This window comes from Desulfovibrio desulfuricans, assembly GCF_004801255.1.
In the GTDB taxonomy this organism is placed as follows: Bacteria; Desulfobacterota; Desulfovibrionia; order Desulfovibrionales; family Desulfovibrionaceae; genus Desulfovibrio; species Desulfovibrio desulfuricans_C.
In genome coordinates this window covers 1,974,788-1,993,939 of sequence record NZ_CP036295.1, presented here as the reverse complement: position 1 = coordinate 1,993,939, position 19,152 = coordinate 1,974,788, and the positions used below count along the sequence as shown (strand labels likewise).

The 19,152-nt window shown below is 57.1% G+C and carries 17 protein-coding genes, 1 tRNA gene and 1 pseudogene; 14 read left to right on the top strand and 5 right to left on the bottom strand.

Annotated features, from left to right (window positions below):
• Window positions 1-28: 28 nt before the first annotated feature.
• Both DDIC_RS08300 and DDIC_RS14175 read left to right on the top strand, forming a co-directional pair.
• Window positions 29-367 (top strand): helix-turn-helix domain-containing protein, encoded by a 339-nt coding sequence (locus DDIC_RS08300; RefSeq protein WP_136400004.1) that lies wholly within the window; start codon window positions 29-31, stop codon window positions 365-367.
• Between the two features lie 341 nt (window positions 368-708).
• Window positions 709-1,044, top strand: a pseudogene (locus DDIC_RS14175) (cation transporting ATPase C-terminal domain-containing protein); the annotation flags it as partial.
• Window positions 1,045-1,537: 493 nt separating this feature from the next.
• Here the strand turns inward: DDIC_RS14175 and DDIC_RS08290 are convergent.
• The 3 genes from DDIC_RS08290 to DDIC_RS08280 form a co-directional block, all read right to left on the bottom strand.
• Window positions 1,538-1,882 (bottom strand): hypothetical protein, encoded by a 345-nt coding sequence (locus DDIC_RS08290; RefSeq protein WP_136400002.1) that lies wholly within the window; start codon window positions 1,880-1,882, stop codon window positions 1,538-1,540.
• A 119-nt stretch (window positions 1,883-2,001) separates the two neighbouring features.
• Window positions 2,002-2,424, bottom strand: coding sequence for a tyrosine-type recombinase/integrase (locus tag DDIC_RS08285; protein WP_136400001.1), 423 nt, complete (start codon window positions 2,422-2,424; stop codon window positions 2,002-2,004).
• 492 nt (window positions 2,425-2,916) lie between these two features.
• A tRNA-Leu gene (locus DDIC_RS08280) sits at window positions 2,917-3,001 on the bottom strand.
• Between the two features lie 117 nt (window positions 3,002-3,118).
• Between DDIC_RS08280 and DDIC_RS08275 the strand changes: the two genes are divergently transcribed.
• The 5 genes from DDIC_RS08275 (at window position 3,119) to DDIC_RS08255 (ending at window position 9,526) form a co-directional block, all read left to right on the top strand.
• Window positions 3,119-4,177: a DUF1786 domain-containing protein gene (locus DDIC_RS08275; RefSeq protein ID WP_136400000.1), complete on the top strand. Its 1,059-nt coding sequence runs from the start codon at window positions 3,119-3,121 to the stop codon at window positions 4,175-4,177.
• An 82-nt stretch (window positions 4,178-4,259) separates the two neighbouring features.
• Window positions 4,260-5,558 carry a phenylacetate--CoA ligase family protein gene (locus tag DDIC_RS08270; protein ID WP_136399999.1) on the top strand — a complete coding sequence of 433 codons (1,299 nt, stop codon included), beginning with the start codon at window positions 4,260-4,262 and terminating at the stop codon, window positions 5,556-5,558.
• A gap of 17 nt (window positions 5,559-5,575) precedes the next feature.
• Window positions 5,576-6,184, top strand: coding sequence for a DUF456 domain-containing protein (locus DDIC_RS08265; protein ID WP_136399998.1), 609 nt, complete (start codon window positions 5,576-5,578; stop codon window positions 6,182-6,184).
• An 8-nt stretch (window positions 6,185-6,192) separates the two neighbouring features.
• Entirely contained in the window at window positions 6,193-6,933 is a 741-nt protein-coding gene (locus tag DDIC_RS08260) for an RNA methyltransferase (protein ID WP_136399997.1), read from the top strand.
• A gap of 562 nt (window positions 6,934-7,495) precedes the next feature.
• Window positions 7,496-9,526, top strand: coding sequence for a methyl-accepting chemotaxis protein (locus DDIC_RS08255; protein ID WP_136399996.1), 2,031 nt, complete (start codon window positions 7,496-7,498; stop codon window positions 9,524-9,526).
• Between the two features lie 278 nt (window positions 9,527-9,804).
• Here DDIC_RS08255 and DDIC_RS08250 read toward each other — a convergent pair whose 3' ends face one another.
• Together DDIC_RS08250 and DDIC_RS08245 are read right to left on the bottom strand one after the other, a co-directional pair.
• Window positions 9,805-10,554, bottom strand: a complete 750-nt coding sequence (locus DDIC_RS08250) for a translation initiation factor 2 (protein ID WP_136399995.1) — start codon at window positions 10,552-10,554, stop codon at window positions 9,805-9,807.
• 12 nt (window positions 10,555-10,566) lie between these two features.
• A complete protein-coding gene (locus DDIC_RS08245) occupies window positions 10,567-11,805 on the bottom strand; it encodes an HD domain-containing protein (protein WP_136399994.1) in 1,239 nt (412 codons plus the stop codon).
• A gap of 375 nt (window positions 11,806-12,180) precedes the next feature.
• Between DDIC_RS08245 and rplM the strand changes: the two genes are divergently transcribed.
• From rplM to DDIC_RS08210, 7 genes are all read left to right on the top strand, one after another.
• Complete coding sequence (rplM, locus tag DDIC_RS08240) at window positions 12,181-12,615, top strand: 50S ribosomal protein L13 (protein WP_136399993.1); 435 nt, start codon at window positions 12,181-12,183, stop codon at window positions 12,613-12,615.
• 13 nt (window positions 12,616-12,628) lie between these two features.
• Window positions 12,629-13,021: a 30S ribosomal protein S9 gene (rpsI, locus tag DDIC_RS08235; RefSeq protein WP_136399992.1), complete on the top strand. Its 393-nt coding sequence runs from the start codon at window positions 12,629-12,631 to the stop codon at window positions 13,019-13,021.
• 165 nt (window positions 13,022-13,186) lie between these two features.
• A complete protein-coding gene (locus DDIC_RS08230; protein ID WP_136399991.1) occupies window positions 13,187-14,998 on the top strand; it encodes a YcaO-like family protein in 1,812 nt (603 codons plus the stop codon).
• Window positions 14,999-15,115: 117 nt separating this feature from the next.
• Window positions 15,116-16,261 (top strand): ABC transporter substrate-binding protein, encoded by a 1,146-nt coding sequence (locus tag DDIC_RS08225; protein WP_136399990.1) that lies wholly within the window; start codon window positions 15,116-15,118, stop codon window positions 16,259-16,261.
• A 124-nt stretch (window positions 16,262-16,385) separates the two neighbouring features.
• Complete coding sequence (locus DDIC_RS08220) at window positions 16,386-17,279, top strand: branched-chain amino acid ABC transporter permease (RefSeq protein WP_136399989.1); 894 nt, start codon at window positions 16,386-16,388, stop codon at window positions 17,277-17,279.
• The gene (locus tag DDIC_RS08215; protein WP_136399988.1) at window positions 17,279-18,316 is read left to right on the top strand and encodes a branched-chain amino acid ABC transporter permease; all 1,038 of its coding nucleotides are present in this window, start codon (window positions 17,279-17,281) and stop codon (window positions 18,314-18,316) included. Before DDIC_RS08220 ends, DDIC_RS08215 begins: the two co-directional genes overlap by 1 nt.
• Complete coding sequence (locus DDIC_RS08210) at window positions 18,313-19,134, top strand: ABC transporter ATP-binding protein (protein ID WP_136399987.1); 822 nt, start codon at window positions 18,313-18,315, stop codon at window positions 19,132-19,134. Before DDIC_RS08215 ends, DDIC_RS08210 begins: the two co-directional genes overlap by 4 nt.
• Window positions 19,135-19,152: the final 18 nt, after the last annotated feature.

The following is a 19,152-nucleotide window of genomic DNA, read 5'->3' as shown; positions in this document are numbered from 1 at the left end:
TTATAACTTATCGCACGAGACGAACGATATGAATGCTAAATCTCAGGACAAACTTGCTCTGATCGTTGGTGCAAACATCGCTTCGCGTCGAAAAAGAAAGAAGATTACACAACGCGACCTGGCTGCAAGACTTGGTATCACGAGCGGTTCCTTGTGCCGGATTGAATCTGGTGGCAACACGCCACATGTTGGTCGCCTGCAGGCGATAGCAGAATGCCTTGACTGTTCAGTCGCAGACCTGTTTCGCTGTCCCGAAGATCCTTCGTGCACTATTGTAGACGATATTGTCAGCAGGGTTGGAAGTTTGCAGAAAGAGGTAGGTTCTCTTGTAGCAGAACTGCGTCGGCTTAATAGGATTATTAATTAATTGTATTAGTTTAGACTTGATCTGACAGTCACTCTGTTTTGACGGCGTTGCCTGTCCGATCAAGTCTAAACTAGCTCATCTTATGACAACAAGCGCAAATTTTGGAAACATGTTCAGTATGGCCGGAGCATCTTTGGTTATGCCCTTTCTGCAACGTCTGCCCACGCAGATGCTTTTGACGAATCTCATGACGTATTTTCCGTCTATGGCTATCTCTTCCGACGCACTTGATGTCGAGTGGATACGGTCTCCCCATAAATGGGACACCGGTTTATCAAGCGATTCGTGCTCGCATTTGGCATTCTGAGCTCCGTCTTTGATTATATAAATTCGGCGTTTTACTTTTTTTGTTTCACGCCAAGGAGCACGAATTCCACACAGGGTGGTTCATCGAATCAGTTGTTTTCGCTACGCTCATCGTTTTGATTGTCCGGTCACAAACGCCATTTTTTAAAAACAAACCGAGCCCGTGTCTCGCGACTGCATCTGTGCTGGTCGCTGCGCTCGTCATTATCATTCCGAGCGCTCCATTGGCTGGATTATTTGGATTCACGCCCGTTCCATTGCTGTCGTATGGTGTGATCCTGTCAATTTTCGCTTTGTACATCATTTCAGCAGAATTGATGAAGAGGTGGTTTTATAGAGAGCTTTCAATGCGAAAAGGGTTGGATGCCTAAGAATTTTTTAGGGCCTTCGCTGGGTACTGTGGGAATACCCCGTGCAGAATATCTGCCATGCCCCCCCCCTCAGGCCGGTCATTGCATGAAGGTGATCACGTTTCCCCGGCCCTAATGTTCTTTCTACCGATGTTTATTACGGCAACGCATCAAGACGCGTCCTCATGTCATGAACAAAAGACCTCAAGGTGTTGTTAAAATTATCTTTTTTTACAATAGCGGTGTTCATTCCAAGCCACTTGTGCAACTTTAAATCATTCGATGCAGGTGGGATACTATCCAGATATTTTTTCCAATTAAATAAAAGACGTTCCATCTCGACACGTTGTCTTGAGCTTATGTTCATTGATAATTCTCCATTCCTCTTTCTGGCTTGGGATGCCCCGCGAAGAAGGAGGGAGTTTTTGACCCGCGTAAGCAAAGTAAAAGGTTATAAAATAGACTAAATTGTGAAGTTGTGGACTTTTTTACAAACATGTACAAATGCGATTCATTAATGTGAGTTAACAAAACAGTTGTTACCGAGCATATCCTGGCGTTCTTGCTGAGGAACATCTTCAAATTGTTCATACATTGAAAGAACGTTGTAAACATTGTCTTGCCCTTCTTTCGTTTCATCCCACCATGCAACCCCTCTATTTTTTAAAATCTTTACTATCTGAGAGACAAAGCTGTTACTTCCCCTGGTTTTGTACGATTCCCCGTCGTCAATATCAATTTTCATGGTTTTTCCATCACCTGATGGAGAAATTGTCATACTGTGCCCATCTTCAAGGGTGAATGTCTTTTTACCAACGCTCTTGAGTGCCACATCGGCCAATTTGAATAGATAATCCATAAAATCTCCTATCTATATTTAGACTATCTGCATATTACCATGGCAAATAATTACTGTCTTTATAATTTATAAAAAAATAATCAATATAATTCTTATATGTAATTAATATCACATTACAGTTACACTAAAGAAATTATTATTAATTCAGTGCAAATAATATGCATATGTAAATCAAAACATATCGGCAAAAGCCCCTGCGTTTGATCCTGCATTCCCTTGGCACGAAGCGCCGTTTCGCGGCTGGCGCTAAACAAGCTTGGAAAAAGAAACTGACCGTTTCCAGTCGTGTTGCGCAGATCACCCAACAAAGAGAGAACTTGACGGGCCACGGAAGCAGTGTGGGGCCGCTTCATTTTCATCCGCTCTGCCGGGATAACCCACATTGCGGCTTCAAAATCAAATTCACGCCATTCAGCACCGCGCAGCTCCACAGAACGCACAAAGACGAAAGAAAGTATTTTTAGCGCAAAGCCGATGGAGGGCTCCCCGGTGTATTCGTCTATTGCTCTAAGGCGGTGCCACGCTTCTGGCCGAATAGTCATGCCTGGAACCCGCAAGGGAAAGGGCGGCGGTATGGAGTATGCCCCCGTGCCCATGACCAGCACAGAACTGCGAGTGCTGGATAGGGTGGTGGACGCAGTATGACCCCGTGCCCATGACCAGCACAGAACAGCGAGTGCTGGATAGGGTGGTGGACGCAGTATGACCCCGTGCCCATGACCAGCACGCTAAGATCGCTGCTGGTGGAGCAGCGCAAGGAGGGATGGAATAAGGAATATGTGTTTTGTCACCGCAATGGTAAGCCGTACGCGAACAGGATCACGGCTCGCCCGCAGGCTTTGCGTAAAGTCAGGTGTCGAGCATTTCTGCCTGCACGCCATTCGTCATCTGACGGCAACTCTTCTTGCTAAAGACGGCGTGCCCCTGTTTTTGGTGTAGAGCCTCTTTGGTGTAGACCCCTGGAAGGCGCATCCCAAGCCATAGGCAAACAAAAAAAGGATTACAACAATCTGTTGTAATCCTTTATCTTTTCGTGGTGCCGAGGGCGGGACTCGAACCCGCACGAGAATTCTCACTACCCCCTCAAGATAGCGTGTCTACCAGTTCCACCACCTCGGCGCGAGAAGATGAAGTATCGTAATCCAAGATCCTTGGCAAGCTTTTTTTTCAAAAAGTCGCGAAGACTTGCGCTTGATGATTGATACAGGTAGATTTTTTCGTTCTTGAGAGGTGAAAATGGACGAAATCGTACAAAAGTTTTTGCGCGGCACGGGACCGGTGCTGTGCGTTGATATAGGCAGCGGCACGCAGGACGCCCTGTTGGCCCGCCCCGGCCTTGAATGCGAAAACTGGCCTCGCTTTGTATTGCCCGCGCCCGCGCGGCTCGTGGCCCAGCGCATCAGGGAGCTGACGCTGCTCAAGCGCAGCATCTGGCTTTACGGCGGCAACATGGGCGGCGGTTTTACCCAGGCCATCAAGGAGCATCTTGCGGCGGGTTTTGCTGTCAGCGCCACTGCGGCGGCCACTCGCGGCATCCACGACAACGAGGAAGTGGTGCGCAACCTGGGGGTTGAGGTGTGTTCCACTTGTCCCGAGGGCAGTGTTCCTGTATTTTTGACAGATTATTCGCCGGAATTCTGGGGCGGGCTGCTGCGTCACGCGGGTCTGCCCTTGCCGCATCTGGTGATTGCGGCCGCGCAGGATCACGGGTTTCATACGCATGGCAACCGTCAGGCCCGCATGCGCGCCTGGACGGATCTGCTGGCGTCGTCGTCCGACCCGGCTCGCTGGATATACGAAACCCCGCCCCCCGCGCTGACCCGCCTTGTGCCCCTGCACGAAAAAACAGGCGGCCCGGTTGCGGATACCGGGGCTAGCGCCCTGCTTGGCGCGCTGTGCGATAAAGAGGTTATGGACCGCAGCTATCGGCAGGGCATCACCGTCATCAACGTGGGCAACGGGCATACCGTGGCCGCGCTGGTGTACCGGGGGCAGGTGCGCGGCATTTACGAGCATCACACGGGCATGCGCTCCCTTGAGCAGCTGCTGGGCGACCTTGAGCAGTTTCGCAAACACTGGCTGCCGGCGGAAGAAGTGCAGGCCAGCGGCGGGCACGGTACTGCTTTTGGCCCGTACTGCGAAGAATCTGGCGGTTATGAGCCCACATATATTACGGGGCCCAAGCGCGCCATGCTGCAGGGTTATGGGCGTTTTTTGGCCCCGCACGGCGATATGATGATCGCCGGATGTTTCGGCCTTGTCTGGGGGTGGGCGCACGCCCGGTTGGGAGAATAGTGTTGTTGCCCGCTACGCGGGTGGGTGTGCATTACAAGCCATTGCGCCAAGGGGCGTTGCGGCATGAATCTGAGGAGGCGGCATGGAATTTTTTGATGAGGCGGAGTGTTGGAGCAGGGATCATATTGAGCAGGCACAGCTTACGCGGCTTAGAAGCACCGTGGCGCAGACGCGCAAGTGCGACTTTTACCGTCAGCGTCTGGACGAGGCTGGTATCGGGCCCGATTCTATCCGCAGCCTGGATGATTTGCGGCGCATCCCCTTCACCACAAAGCAGGATCTGCGTTCGCAGTATCCCACTGGGCTTTTGTGCGTTCCGCAGTCCGAGATTGTCCGCATGCACTGCTCCAGCGGCACCACCGGTTCGCCGGTAGCCATCTGCCATACGCAGAACGACATCAATTCCTGGGCCGACCTTATGGCGCGCAGTATCCACATGGTGGGCGTGCGCCGCGACGACGTTTTTCAGAACATGTCGGGGTATGGGCTGTTCACGGGCGGTCTGGGCATCCATTTTGGCGCGGAGCGCCTGGGCTGCATGACCATCCCCGCCGGTGCGGGCAACTCGCGGCGGCAGATCAAGCTCGCCAAGGATTTTCGCACCACCGTGGCCCACATCCTGCCTTCGTACGCCCTTATTCTGGGTGAGCATTTGCGCTCCATGGGTGAAGACCCGCGCGAGTTTCCGCTGCGCATCGCCCTGGTTGGCGCGGAGCCCTATACCGAGGAATTCCGCCGCCGTATTGAAGACCTCTTTGACATGAAGGCCTACAACTCCTACGGCCTGTCTGAAATGAACGGCCCCGGCGTGGGCTTTGAATGCACGCACCAGAGCGGCATGCACCTGTGGGAAGACGCCTATATCCCCGAAATCGTAGACCCCGAAACCGGCGAGCCCATGCCCGAAGGCGAAGTGGGCGAACTTGTCATGACCTGCCTGTGCCGCCAGGGCATGCCCATTTTGCGCTACCGCACCCGAGACCTTACCCGGTTTATACCCGGCGAATGCGCCTGCGGACGCAAGCACCGCCGCATCGACCGCATCCTTGGCCGTGCGGACGACATGTTTATCATCAAGGGCGTCAACGTCTACCCCATGCAGATCGAGCAGGTCATCATGACCTTTGCCGAAGTGGGGCAGAGTTACCTGATTTTGCTCGAAAACGACGGCCTGGGCGATGTCATGCGCGTGCAGATTGAAATTCGGGACGAGCATTTTGTAGAAGACATGCGCGTGCTGCAAAGCCTGCAAAAGGCCATTGCTTCGCGCCTGCGCGACGAAATCCTTGTCACGCCCAAGGTCGAACTTGTGGAGAGCAACAGCCTGCCGCGCACAGAGGGCAAGGCCGTGCGTCTGCAGGATTTGCGCAACAAAAAGTAGTCATCAGAGGAGACCGCATGGATTTTCTGCCTTTTCCCCTGGCCTCTATGCTCGCCGGGGCGTTCATAACGCTGCTGTGCTTTGTGCTGCTGCTCAATATTTTTGGGCTGCCCGCCAACTGGGTGCTGCTGGGGCTTGTGGCGTTGTGGAAGGTGGTGCATCCGGGCACGGCCTCCATGGATATGTGGTTCTGGATCATGATGGTGGGCATTGCCCTGGTGGGCGAAGCTCTGGAAATGGGCATGCAGATACTCAAGGCCAAACGCTATGGCTCCAGCTCTTCCGGCACTTTTGCGGGTATGGTTGGGGCCATAGCGGGGGCCATACTGCTTGCCCCGCTGTTTTTTGGGCTTGGGGCGCTCATTGGCGCGCTCGCGGGCGCATGGACAGGCTGCTTTGCCGTTGAGCGCCTTAAAGGCCGCCCGCTGCGCGAAGCGCTGGATGCCGCCTTTGGCGCCATGATGGGCCGTTTTTTGGGCACGGTGTGCAAGTGCGGCGCTGGCGGAGCCATGCTGGCTCTGGCCGCAGGGCGCATCTGGCCCAAGATGCCGTCTGGCTTGCCCCCGGTTCTTTCTCCCGATGCCTCCACGCAGGTGCTCCTGAACCTGCTGCGGGGCCTGTGCTGAGGTTGATAATGCTGTTGCAAAACCTTGAAATTGTATTGGTAAAAACGCGCTTTCCCGAAAATATCGGCATGGCGGCGCGCGCCTGCGTCAACATGGGCTGCCCCACGTTGCGCCTGGTGGACCCCGAGCGGTGGGACAGGGAAAAAGCCCGCCCCCTCGCCACGCCCAAGGGACAGAATCTGCTCGATGCCGTTGAAGTGCATGAAAATGTCGAGCAGGCCGTGGCCCCTTGCTCTCTGGTATTTGGAACCACCGCACGCACAGGCGGCTGGCGGCAGGCGTTGCTCTCGCCCGAGCAGGCCGCGCGCGAGGCCGCTGTCGCCATGGCAAACGGCGAGCGCGTCTCCTTGGTTTTTGGGCCGGAAGACCGTGGCCTCAATAACGACGAGATCATGCACTGCCACCGGCTGGTGACCATCCCTACCGACCCGGCGGCCAGCTCGCTCAATCTTGCCCAGGCGGTGCTGCTGCTCAGCTATGCCTGCGCCAATGCCGTGCGCGCCCTGCAGCACGGCGAAAGGCCAGCGGATACGCCGCGCGGCGGCCGGGTGGCGACGGCGGCGGAGCAGGAGCGGCTCATGGAATCGCTTAAAGACATGCTGTTGCGTCTTGATTATCTGCACGGCGACAACCCCGATTATTTTCTTATGCCGTGGCGGCGGCTGTTCAGCCGCGCCGGACTGTTGCGGCACGAATACGATGCCCTTATGGGGTTGTGCCGCCAGGTACGCCACAAACTGTCAGAGTAGTTTTTTTTATTTTGGCTGTTCATGGGCCTGCTTCTGCTCCGCTTGCGACGATGGCTGCAATTGCGGGGCAGAAGCAGGCCTTTTCCGTTGTTTTTTTGCAGCTCGCCGTACGGTTGCGAATTTTTTTGTCGTCGTGCAGCGTAGTTGCCGCAAGGGAAAAATGGAGTGATTGAAAAAAAAATCACAAACTATCGAAATTTAACTGCTCATAACAAACCGGATTTATACAGATTTAAATTTAAGTATCCGCATCTGATGGATAAAACCCATTGACCCAACTGGCATATCTGTTACTGTTTTTGTATATATGATATTATCGTTTTTATGAATAAAAAATTATTTTCCTGTAATAAATGTCGCTGACTGCCCTATTCTTTTTTTTATTCAAGTCGTTAATGCTCTATGAGGATATACTGTTTTTTGTTCCGCACATATGCCCCTGCAACCGATGGCTGGGTTGCTCGGGGAGGGTTGTACGCCTGCTGTTGGCTTTCCCCATCCAGCGACGGGCACTGTGACACGGTAAAATTTGGTGGTATACGTTCTTGGCAAGGAGAAGGGCATGCGTTGGACTATTGCGCACACATATGTCGGGTCGCTTTTTGGTGCGCTGATCACATGCTGTGGTGTTGTGCTTTTTGTCTCAATCCATTTCATGAAAGTTCCGATTGAAGACGAACTGAACAGGGGCATCACAAGGATGCAGCATGTTATCAGCGCTGCCAACGAAACAACTTCGCAAAATTTTTTGCAATGCGCTGACCTTATTGCAGAAAACGATGATTTTAATAAGGCCGTGGCGGAAAAAGATACCGAAGCGGCGTCCCGAATCGGCATCGTGTTGATGAAAAAGGCCGGGTCGGACTTTATGACCATTACTGATGAAAAAGGTATGGTCATCGCACGCGGGCATTCCAAAAAGCACGGCGACAGCGTCACAAATCAGGAAACAGTGGCCATGGCCCTCAAGGGTTCCCCAGCTGTTGCCGTTGTTGCTGGCACCGAGGTTCCCTTTACCATCCGCGCCAGTTACCCGGTAATGCACGAGGGCAAGCTTGTGGGCAGCGTTTCCATCGGCACGTCGCTGGTGGCCCCTGCCTATCTTGACTGGCTCAAGAGCATATCGGGCGTTAACGTCACCATCTTCAAGGGCGACACCCGTGTAATGACCACCATCCTGAAGGATGACGGCAACCGGGCTGTGGGCACAAAACTGCAGGCGCCGGAGATACTAGCGGCGGTGCTGCAGCGGGGCGAAACCGTATTTGCGCACAACAACATTTTGGGCGTGGATTACAATTCGGCTTACTGGCCGGTAAAGGACGCCAACAACAAGATTGTGGGCATGTGGTTTGTGGGCATGCCCATTGACCAGCTGCAACGGCTTGAAAAGACGGCCATCAGCAACTCTGTCTGGATTGGCGTTGGGCTGCTTGTTTTTCAGCTGATTTTATCCCTTGTTTTAGGGCTCAAGGTCAGCGCGCCGGTGCGCAAAATTACCGCGTACGCCCAGGCCATAGCCGGGGGTGATACCGAGGCGCAGCTTGAAGTGCACAGCCGCGACGATATGGGGCATCTGGCCGATTCGTTGCGCACGATGGAAACCAACCTGCGCAAGCTCGTGCTTGAGGCCAGCGAAAAGGCTGAAGAAGCCCGCAAAATGGGTGAAGAGGCCAAGGCCGCCATGGAAGATGCCCGCGCCGCACAGGCCATGGCCGAGCAGGCCAAGCACGAAGGTATGATGAGCGCCGCCGACCAGATAGAAAACGTGGTGGAGCAGCTCAACGCCTCCATCAACGATATTGCCGAGCAGGTCGAAAGCACCGGCGGAGCGCTTGACCATGCCGCGAGCCGTCTGGCAGAAACCGCCACCGCCATGGAAGAAATGAATTCAACCGTGCTTGAGGTAGCAAAAAATGCTGGCGGCGCATCGGATATCTCCAATGCCGCCAAGCGCAAGGCAGAAGTAGGCTCCGAGATCGTTTCAAGGGCTGTGACGGGCATTCAGGAAGTGCAACGCCAGTCGCAAGCGCTCAAGGAGGGCATGACCCAGCTCGATGACCATGCCAAGGCCATCAACCAGATTATGGGTGTTATTTCAGACATCGCCGACCAGACCAACCTACTGGCGCTCAACGCCGCCATCGAGGCCGCCCGCGCGGGCGACGCCGGACGCGGCTTTGCCGTTGTGGCGGACGAAGTGCGCAAACTGGCGGAAAAAACCATGTCTTCCACCACCGACGTGGGCAACGCCATTGCGGCTATCCAGCAGAGCGCCGGGCAGAGCATCCAGCAGGTGGAAAAGTCCGTTGACAATGTTGCCGCCGCCACGGACTACTCCAACAAGTCTGGCGAGGCCCTTAAAGAGATTGTGATCATGGTGGAGCAGACCGCCGACGAGGTGCGGGCCATCGCCGCAGCCAGCGAGCAGCAGTCCGCCACCAGCGAGGAAATAAACCGGTCCATAGCCGACGTTAACCATATTGCCGCCAGCACCGCGCAATCCATGCAGGTTGCCATGCAGGAGCTTGGTTCGCTGCGCGCGCAGGCGAAAAGCCTCATCGACCTGATCGAACACATGAAAAAAGGCTAGAGCGGGGCGGCCCGGCCGCCTGTCTCGATGATAAAAGGCTCCATCCCGCAAGGGGTGGAGCCTTTTGGTGCGCTTGCAGTAGCGCTGCCAGCCGGTATGTGGTTTGCCTGCTTGATTATACCGGCCGACTGTCAGCCCCGTGCCCGGTTTGCGTTTCAGCCCTGCTGGCAGAGGGGGAGCTGCCCCGGCGGCCATCCTGTCTGTCCCATTTTTCAATCATGCCCGCCCGTCTCGGCAATTTCTGCATGTCAGCCCTGCCGTGCCGTTTGCGTGCTCCGCTACTTGCGCAGGATGATGCGCAGTGTTTCGGCTTCCGGGCCAGAAGCCTTTTGCAAAAATTGCTCGACGCGTTTTTTGACGGCCGCGTGACGGGGAGAGAATTCATACAGCGAGGCCGCCGCAGCGGCACTTGCCGAAAACGTATCGTCATTGCGCAAACCCTCGGCGTTGAGGCGGGCATAGTGCAGGGCCGCACGAATGATGACATCAAGAAATTCGTTGCTGCCAGAGGCCATAAACGCCGCCCAATACATCTGCAGAACGGATTTTTCGGAATAGATATCCCAGCTGGTCACCGGGCTGGGGCTGCGGCGTATCTGGTCGAGCAACAGGTTGTCCGAGGGCTGCAGCAGATTGGCGAGCAGGGCCGCCTCGTCAGGCAGCCGGGCAAAATGGGCCGCCCAGGCCAGCGTGCGCCGCCCATCGCGGCTCAGGGTCGGGGCGGGCGGCAAGATGCGCTGGCGCGCGGCCGGGTCGTCGCGCAGCACCTGCCCAATAAACGCAGCCAGCATAATCTGTTTGAGGCTGTCGCGCAGCACCCCCTGCGCGTCAAACGTGCGCAATATCCCGGGCAGGGCCTCCACACGGTGGTGCTCGTAGTAGAATTCCATGTCCTGCGCGTAAAAGGGCAGCCCTTTGGAAATGGCAAGCGCAAAACAGGGCCGGGGGCTGGCGGCAAGCAGGCAGGCCAGGGCCGTCATCACCGCCAGAAGCGGCAGTGCCTTGAGAGAGCGGGGTAAAATTTTCATGGCGTTGTGGTGTTAGTCAAAGTCGGCAAGCAGGGCGTCGAGCCCCAGCCCGTTGGGTGAATTTTCGCGCAGGCGCGTCTGCAGGCGCACGCAGGCTTCCAGCAGGTGCGGGGAGGACACGCCGTTGCGTATGGAGCTGTGGGCCTCAATAAAAGCCGCCAGATTGTCGCAAACCTTTACCAGTTGCCCGTCCTTGGGGTCCATCTCGTTATGGTTGCAGGCCGCAAGAGCCTGATAGCCGTCAACCGCGCGGGCAACGCCGTTTTCGCGCACGCATTCCTGAAATTCGGAGCCCACGGCAGCACCCAGATAGTATTCAATACGTTCAACCAGCGAGGTAAAGCCCTCGTGTCGCAGAGGGCCAAAAACCCTCCGCTCAAGCTCTTTATCTTCGTATTCCTTGATAATTTTTGGCAGGTCCGAGATGGATTGCTTGACCGGCGAGATGATGTCGCGAGTGAGCACCTCGGGCAGGTCGTGGAACAGACCGCAAAAAAAGTTGTTGTTGGCCCGCGCCGGGCAGGCGTTGACCGCAAGACTGAAAAAGTAGGCGTAACTTGCGACAATAAACATGTGGCCGAGGACAGACGTGGCCGGGATACGCGGGGCCTGCGTCCAGCGCACCTGAAAGCGCAGCTGCCCGCACAGGTTGGCCAGTCGGGACAGGGCCGTGCCGGGCGTGCGCATGGCGGCAAGGCCGTGCAGCTCGGCAAACGTATCGAGCCGGTCAGGAAACGACTGGCCGATGTCGCCCATTTCATCGTCAAAGGGGGCGTTGAGCGGTTCGATGAGCTTGAATTCCCACTGCGAGGCAAAGAGGTGGGCGGCGGTGAGAATACGGCGGGCAGGGGTATCGTCGTCGGGGCTGGCGTGCCACTGGCGCATGCGCTCCCAAAAGGGACCAAGCGGGGCAAGGGCCGGTTCCAGCTTGTCGAGCACATGCGCTGTCAGCTGGCGGAACTGCTCGGGGTTTTCCTTGATTTTATAGTAGATGGGCGGCTTAACGTCGGTGATGATGAGGCGGTAAAAATAGTCGAACAGGCCGCCCTCGATAACTTCCGTGGCAAGGGCCACGCGCTGGGGGTCTGGCATGTGGCGCGAATTTTCGTGCCACAATACGCAGGCGAGCAACATTTTATGGGCCTGTTTGTCGGTTTCAAGCAGCTCTACGGGCCGCAGCTTGTCGTTCCAGCGCAGCAGATACGCGCCGGAAAAAATGAGCTGGAGCAGGTTCTTGCGAATTACGGGCATGCAATCCCTCCCAGAAAATGACTGCGCAAAAAAACAGTTTGCACTATAGAAGGGAGTGAGGTAAAGCTCAAGGGCTTCAACACTGATGCCGGGAATGTGCCGATCTGTGGCCACGGCGCGAGAGGCCGCGCTCTTGTCTGGGCGCGCCTGCTGGCGGCGGCACTGCAATCTGCCATATCCCTGCGCTGTGCGCGCCAGACTGGTCGGTTTTTCATCTCTTTGAGGGGTGGAATGCTTGACAGCTTTTGGTGTTTATAGTATTGAAGCTGCCTTTACTGCGATATTGTCGTCACCCCCGTTCGACGGCACATCGCGCAATGGATCTTTTTGCTGCCTAACGGCCGCTGATATTTGCAGATGTGAGGAGTCACTCCGATGAAGACGTTCAGCCCCACCCCCAAAGACATCAACCGTGAATGGTTCGTGGTTGACGCTCAGGATCAGGTGCTCGGCCGTCTGGCCAGCCAGATAGCCCACCGCCTGCGCGGCAAGCACAAGCCCGAATTCGCTCCCCATATGGATAACGGTGACTTTATCGTGGTTGTAAACTGCGAAAAGATTAAAGTTACCGGCAAAAAATTGACCGACAAAAAGTACTACCGGCACTCTGGCTGGGTGGGCGGCCTCAAGACCACCCAACTCGGCGACATGCTGGCCGACAAGCCCGCCCGCGTGCTTACCGCTGCGGTGCGAGGCATGCTGCCCAAGAATCGTCTGGGCCGCGCCATGCTGAAGAAACTGAAGATTTACGCCGGGTCCGAACATCCGCATACGGCCCAGAATCCCCAGCCGCTGACGCTGCCGCATTAAGGAGTAAAGAGCCATGAGCGAGAAATTTGAATACGGCACAGGCCGCCGCAAGACCGCCACGGCCCGTACCCGACTTTACGCCGGTTCCGGCGGCATCACGGTTAACGGGCGCAGCTTCGAGGATTATTTTCCTCGCAAGACCCTGCAGATGATCATCCGTCAGCCTCTGGTGCTTGCCAAGCTGGCCGACAAGTTTGACATCCGCATCAATGTTGCCGGCGGCGGCGTCACCGGGCAGGCCGAAGCCGTGCGCCACGGCATTTCCCGTGCGCTGCTTCTGGTTGACCCGGCCCTGCGCCCCATGCTGAAGAAAGCTGGCTTTCTTACCCGCGACGCCCGTAAGAAAGAACGTAAAAAGTACGGTCTGCGTGCTGCCCGCGCCCGGTACCAGTACTCCAAGCGTTAATATGCCTTTGTGGAAGCCCTCTCTTGGGAGGGCTTCCTTTTTTTGGGCGGGTCGCATGTCGGCCCGCTTTTTTTTATGGAGTTTCTGAGCGCTTTTGTAGGAATATAAACGCCGCGCGGCTCCGACAAGGACAGCTCGCATGAGCGCCTCAAGACCGGGGAAGGTATGAAAGACAACAGTTCTGCGCATCCGGCACGCACAAACAGTGAGCTGACGGTGCTGGATTATGCCTACACTCATGAGCAGACCCAGGCCACAACGGGCTATTTTTCGTGTATCCCGCCTCTCGCGTTGAGCTTTGAGCAGGCTCTTGCCCGGCTCGAGGCAGCACCCATGGACGATTTTTTGCATCTGCATCTGTTGCGGCAGCTGGCGGGCAAACCGCAGGATGAGCGGCGCGCGCTTGCGGTCAGCTGCTACGATGCGGCAGACGACGTGTTTGCCCGGCCCGTACTGGCGGCCCTGCTGGCCGAGTGCGCCCTGCTTGGGGGTGAAACCTCGCGGCAGGGCGGGGGGCTTCCGGCTGACGCGGCGGCGCGTCTGGCCGCGTACAGCCCCGCAGTGTACCTCAGGGCCGCGACTCTGCCTGATCATGCAACCGCAGCCGCCTGGAGCGCTCTTTTTCGCGCCAATATCTGCGATCACCATACCTTGCCCCGGCTGGACGAGGCGGGCATAGGGCCGCTTTTTAGCGCCGAAGCGCTCGACGCCGTGGGCAGGCGCATGGCGGCGCACGCCGATGCCCTTGCGCGGCAGCACCAGGCGCTCACGGCGCAGAATTGGGACCCGTGGCAGCGCCCGCCAGCGCAGGAGACCTATCTGCGCGCCATGGACGCCCTGATGGAAAGCGGTGTTGTTGACGGTCCGGAGATGCGCCATGAGGCCTCGCTTTCGCCTATTGCCCTGCTGCGGAGCTGGCAGGTGGATATTGCGGTGCAGAGCGGCGCGGTGCGCCACACCCTTAAGGGCAAGGCGACGGCCTACGGGCGCGGGCTTTCGCTGGCAGGGGCCAGGGCCTCGTACGCCATGGAAATTGTGGAGCGGGCAAGCGCCTATGTGAGCGTTGGCCCCTGCAATTGTGTAAAAGACGCTGACGCCTGCGCAGGGATGGTGTTGAACCGCAAATCTGATCTGCCCCTGACGGTGGCCAGATTTTCGGAGCTGGTGGAGCAGGGCAGGGCTGCGCTGGACCCCAATTTGCTGCCCCTTGAGGCCCCCTATCAGAATGCGCCGCTGCACTGGCTCGCCGCCAGCGACGTGTCGGGCTCTCCGGTGCTGGTTCCTGCACAGGCTGTTTTTTTGTTCTGCAACCTTGACGAGCAGGCTCTGTTTCTGGCTGGCGGCTCCACCGGGCTTGCGTCGGGCAATATGATGGACGAAGCCGTGGTGGCGGCTCTGACGGAAGTTGCCGAGCGCGACGCCGAGGCTACCACCCCCTACAGCCGCACGCGCTGCTTTACCCTGCGCAGCAACGACAAGCTGGTGCAGTCGCTGCTTGACGATTACGCAGCCTGCGGCATCCGGGTGCAGTTTCAGGATCTGACCACCGAGCTGGGGCTGCCCGTGTATCAGTGCTTTGTGACCGGGCGCGACGGATCGGTCGCAAGGGCCACGGGCGCAAACCTGTGCGGCGCGCGCGCCGCGCTGGCCGCGCTGACAGAAACGCCCTGGCCGTATTCAACATCTCAGGGCAAGCCCCCGCATCCCTCGGGATCAGGACTAGCCGGACTGCCCGTTCGTGTGTTAGAGGACTTGCCGGATTACAGCCTGCCCTCCCCCCGCGCCAATCGTCGGCTGCTTGAGTCGGTGCTTGCGGCGCACGGCAGAAGTCCTCTGTATGTGGATTTGACCAGAAAGGATTTTGACATTCCCGTTGTCAGGGCCATTGTCCCCGGGCTGGCACTGACGGCGGAGTGGGACAGATTCTCAAGGCCGGACGCGCGACTTTTTGCGCGTTATGCCGCATGTTGTCTGTGAGTTGCCGCAGGGGCAGCTAATTGCAATTGCAGCCTGAAGGCAACTCGGCTATAGTATGGAGCGACCGGCCATACTTGTGGAAGGCCGCTCTGAACGCACAACCTTTGGAGGGTTAGGATGAAACTGGGTAAATTTCTTGCCGCGCTGGCTGGTCTGGCGCTGACCTTCGGCGTTGCCGGCCAGGCGCTTGCCGCCGATGCCACCCCCATCAAAATTGGCGTGTACCTTCCCCTGACCGGGCAGAATGCCTTTGGCGGCCAGCTCGAACTTGAGGGCGTGCGTCTTGCACAGAAGGAAATGCCCAAGGTTCTTGATCGCCCCGTTGAGCTGGTGGTGGTCGACAACAAGTCCGACAAGGTCGAATCGGCCAACGCCGTGAAGCGCCTTGTGGAACGCGACAAGGTCGTTGCCCTCATCGGCACCTACGGCTCCTCGCTGGCCATGGCCGGCGCAGAAGTGGCCGAAAAGGCCGCCGTGCCCGGCGTGGGCACCTCGTGCACCAACCCCCTCGTGACCCAGGGCAAGAAGTACTACTTCCGCGCCTGCTTCATCGACCCCTACCAGGGCGCCGCTGCCGCTACCTATGCCTATGAAACCCTCGGCTTCCGCAAGGCCGCCGTGCTCATGGACATGACCAGCGACTACGCTGTGGGCCTCTCCAGCTTCTTTACCCGCGACTTCAAGAAGCTCGGCGGCGAAATTGTGGCCACCCTCAAGTACAGCTCCGGCGATCAGGACTTTACCGCCCAGCTGACCGAACTTATCGCCAAAAAGCCTGACATCGTCTTCATGCCCGCGTACTTCGCCGAAGGCGCCATCATCATGAAGCAGGCCCGCGAGCTTGGCGCCAAGTTCCGCCTCATGGGCGCAGACGCCATGGACAACCCCGACACCCTCAAGCTCGGCGGCAAGGCTGCCGAGGGCTTCCTGCACACCACCTTCCCTTACGACCCGGCCATGCCCAACATGAGCCCCGCCGCCAAGCGCTTCACCGAAGCCTGGAAGGCCGCCTATCCTGACAAGGAAACCAACGTTAACGGCGCTCTTGGTTACAACACCTACTTCCTGATCCTTGACGCCATCAAGCGCGCCAATTCCGCCGACCCCAAGGCCATTGCCAAGGCTCTTGCGGAAACCAAGGATCTGCCCACCGCTCTGGGCCTGCTGACCATCAACAAGACCCATGACGCTGAAATGCCCGTGGGCATCATTGAATACAAGGATGGCAAGCGCGTTTATGTGGGCGAAGTAACCCCCAAATAAATTAGCATCTGATCAGCCCCGCGGCGGGAATCGCCGCGGGGCGCTTTTTTCCTTTTTTTGCCGCTGTTCGGGCGGAGGGGGCCTGTTGTGGCCTTTTGTCCGTTGCGAGGCGCTGAGGTGGCCCATGAGCCTTGACATGTTTTTGCAGCACTGTTTCAACGCCCTGACCCTTGGGTCGCTGTATGCGCTAATCGCCATCGGCTACACCATGGTTTACGGCATCCTGCGCCTGATCAACTTTGCCCACGGCGATATTTTGATGCTAGGCGCGTACTTTGTCTTTTTTGGCACATTCGCCTTCGGCTGGCCCTGGGGCGTAGCCGCTGTGGTCGCCGTTTTGGGCGCCAGCGTGCTCGGCATCCTTGTGGAAAGGATAGCCTACAGACCCCTGCGCGATGCCCCCAGAATTTCGGCGCTTATCAGCGCCATTGCCGTGTCGTTTTTTATTGAAAGCCTTGCCGTGGTTATCTTTACCGGTCAGCCCCGCCCCGTACTGCAGCCGGAGTGGCTGGTTTCCGAATGGCAGCTTGGCGGCATACGCATTCTGCCCCTCACGGCCTTTGTGCCCGCTATGACCATCGTGCTTGTGGGCATTCTGCTGTACGTGGTTTACCGCACCAAGCCCGGCCTCGCCATGCGCGCCATTTCAAAAGATATTGAAACAACGCGGCTGCTTGGCGTGCGCGTGGACAACATTATTGCCCTTACCTTTGGCATTGGTTCCGCGCTGGCGGCGGCCTCGGGCATCATGTGGGCCCTGCGCTACCCGCAGGTGCACCCCTACATGGGCATCATGCCGGGCCTCAAGGCCTTTATCGCCGCAGTGTTTGGCGGCATCGGCTCCATCCAGGGCGCGGTTATCGGCGGCGTTGCCCTGGGCTTTGTAGAAATCATGACAGTGGCCTTTATGCCTGAGCTTTCCGGTTATCGAGACGCCTTTGCCTTTGTGCTGCTGGTGCTTGTGCTGCTGTTCAAGCCCACGGGTCTGCTGGGCGAGCGAATGGAGGAGAAGATCTAATGCGCCTGAACAGAAGCACACTTCTGAGCATCATGGTCATGCTGCTGTTTGGCCTAGTGCTCTCCCAGGCAGAAAGTTTTCTCGGCGATTATCAGATTTATATCGCCAAGCTCATCTTCATCAACGCGATCCTGGCGCTTTCGCTCAATCTCATCTACGGCTTCACCGGTCTTTTTTCGCTGGGGCACGCAGGTTTTATCGCCATCGGCGCGTATGTATCGGCCCTGTGCATCCTGAACCCCGAGCAAAAAGAGATGATGTGGATTCTCGAACCCATCATCTGGCCTTTTTCTGAGCTGTTCACGCCTTTTTGGGTTTCGGTGCTGGCTGGCGGGCTGGTGGCCACCATCTTTGCCTTTATCATCGCCGTGCCCGTGCTGCGCCTCGGCGACGACTATCTTGGCATAGCCACCCTGGGTTTTGCCGAAATCATCCGCGTCATCATTGTCAACGCCACCTCGGTGACCAACGGTTCGCTGGGCATCAAGGGTATTCCCGGGCATGCGGACCTGCTCTCGTGTTATATCTGGACGCTGTTTACGCTCATTGTGCTGTCGCGGCTGATATTCAGCAATTTCGGCAACGTGCTGCGCTGTATACGCGATAACGAAATTGCCGCCCGGGTCATGGGCATCAACGTGTTTCGCTACAAGGTGCTCTCGTTCTGCATCGGCGCGTTTTTTGCCGGTGTGGGCGGGGCGCTGCTGGGTACGCACCTTTCGACCATCGACCCAAAAATGTTCAACTTTCTGCTGACCTTCAACGTGCTCATGTTCGTTGTGGCTGGCGGTCTTGGTTCACTGACGGGCAGCCTGCTGGGCGCTACGGTCATCACCATCCTGCTTGAATGGCTGCGCGCCATTGAAGAACCCATAAATCTGGGGTTCATCGAAATTCCCGGCATCCCCGGCATGCGCATGGTGGTGTTTTCGCTGGTGCTGCTGGCAATTATTCTTTACCGGCGTGAGGGCATCATGGGAACCAGGGAGCTGACCTGGAAAACTATTGGTGCATTCTTCAGGAGGGGCAAGGCATGAGCGAGTTCATTCTGCCCAAGGCCCCCAATTACGAGGGCGCACTGCTGCTGGCCAAAGACGTAACCATGCGTTTTGGCGGCGTTACCGCCGTGAGCGATCTTTCCATTGCCTTGCCCAAGGGCTCCATTGCGGGCATTATCGGCCCCAACGGCGCGGGCAAAACCACAGCCTTTAACGTGCTGAGCGGTTTTTACACCCCTCAGGAAGGCGACGTGATTTTTGGCGGCAAGAGCGTCAAGGGGCTTGGCCCCGCGCAAATCTGCAACCTGGGCATGGCCCGCACGTTTCAGAATATCCGCCTTTCGCAGCAGATGACCGTGCTCGAAAACATCATGGTAGGTTGTCACGTGCGCAGGCACTGCCCCTGGTGGATGGCTCCTCTGGGCATACCAGCGTTTTATAAAGAAGAAGCCGCCATTGTTGAAAAAAGCAAGCAGCTGGCAGATAGGGTGAACCTGAGCGCCAACCTTGATGATCAGGCTGGCAGCCTGCCCTACGGCGCGCAACGCAGGCTCGAAATTGCCCGCGCCCTGGCCACCGAGCCCAAACTTTTGCTGCTCGACGAGCCAGCTGCAGGCATGAACCCGCAGGAAAGCCTTGAGCTCATGCATTTTATTGGTCATATCCGTGATGAATTCGGCCTCACCATCCTGCTCATCGAGCACGATATGAAGGTGGTCATGGGCGTGTGCCAGTACATCTGGGTTATGGAGTACGGCGCTCTTATCGCTGAAGGCAATCCGGAAGCCATACGCAACAACCCTGTGGTTATCCGCGCCTATCTTGGCGAGGACGCCTCAATGGAAAAAGCTATATAACCGTGGGCCGGGCTGCGG

Bases quoted from the DNA above. Each gene is read 5' to 3' on its own strand.
- DDIC_RS08260 (WP_136399997.1), top strand. From the start codon at position 6,193: ATGCTGTTGCAAAACCTTGAAATTGTATTGGTAAAAACGCGCTTTCCC.
- rpsI (WP_136399992.1), top strand. From the start codon at position 12,629: ATGAGCGAGAAATTTGAATACGGCACAGGCCGCCGCAAGACCGCCACG.
- DDIC_RS08290 (WP_136400002.1), bottom strand. From the start codon at position 1,882: ATGGATTATCTATTCAAATTGGCCGATGTGGCACTCAAGAGCGTTGGT.
- DDIC_RS08255 (WP_136399996.1), top strand. From the start codon at position 7,496: ATGCGTTGGACTATTGCGCACACATATGTCGGGTCGCTTTTTGGTGCG.
- DDIC_RS08300 (WP_136400004.1), top strand. From the start codon at position 29: ATGAATGCTAAATCTCAGGACAAACTTGCTCTGATCGTTGGTGCAAAC.
- DDIC_RS08245 (WP_136399994.1), bottom strand. From the start codon at position 11,805: ATGCCCGTAATTCGCAAGAACCTGCTCCAGCTCATTTTTTCCGGCGCG.
- DDIC_RS08215 (WP_136399988.1), top strand. From the start codon at position 17,279: ATGCGCCTGAACAGAAGCACACTTCTGAGCATCATGGTCATGCTGCTG.
- DDIC_RS08270 (WP_136399999.1), top strand. From the start codon at position 4,260: ATGGAATTTTTTGATGAGGCGGAGTGTTGGAGCAGGGATCATATTGAG.
- rplM (WP_136399993.1), top strand. From the start codon at position 12,181: ATGAAGACGTTCAGCCCCACCCCCAAAGACATCAACCGTGAATGGTTC.
- DDIC_RS08220 (WP_136399989.1), top strand. From the start codon at position 16,386: ATGAGCCTTGACATGTTTTTGCAGCACTGTTTCAACGCCCTGACCCTT.
- DDIC_RS08225 (WP_136399990.1), top strand. From the start codon at position 15,116: ATGAAACTGGGTAAATTTCTTGCCGCGCTGGCTGGTCTGGCGCTGACC.
- DDIC_RS08265 (WP_136399998.1), top strand. From the start codon at position 5,576: ATGGATTTTCTGCCTTTTCCCCTGGCCTCTATGCTCGCCGGGGCGTTC.
- DDIC_RS08230 (WP_136399991.1), top strand. From the start codon at position 13,187: ATGAAAGACAACAGTTCTGCGCATCCGGCACGCACAAACAGTGAGCTG.
- DDIC_RS08275 (WP_136400000.1), top strand. From the start codon at position 3,119: ATGGACGAAATCGTACAAAAGTTTTTGCGCGGCACGGGACCGGTGCTG.
- DDIC_RS08210 (WP_136399987.1), top strand. From the start codon at position 18,313: ATGAGCGAGTTCATTCTGCCCAAGGCCCCCAATTACGAGGGCGCACTG.
- DDIC_RS08285 (WP_136400001.1), bottom strand. From the start codon at position 2,424: ATGACTATTCGGCCAGAAGCGTGGCACCGCCTTAGAGCAATAGACGAA.
- DDIC_RS08250 (WP_136399995.1), bottom strand. From the start codon at position 10,554: ATGAAAATTTTACCCCGCTCTCTCAAGGCACTGCCGCTTCTGGCGGTG.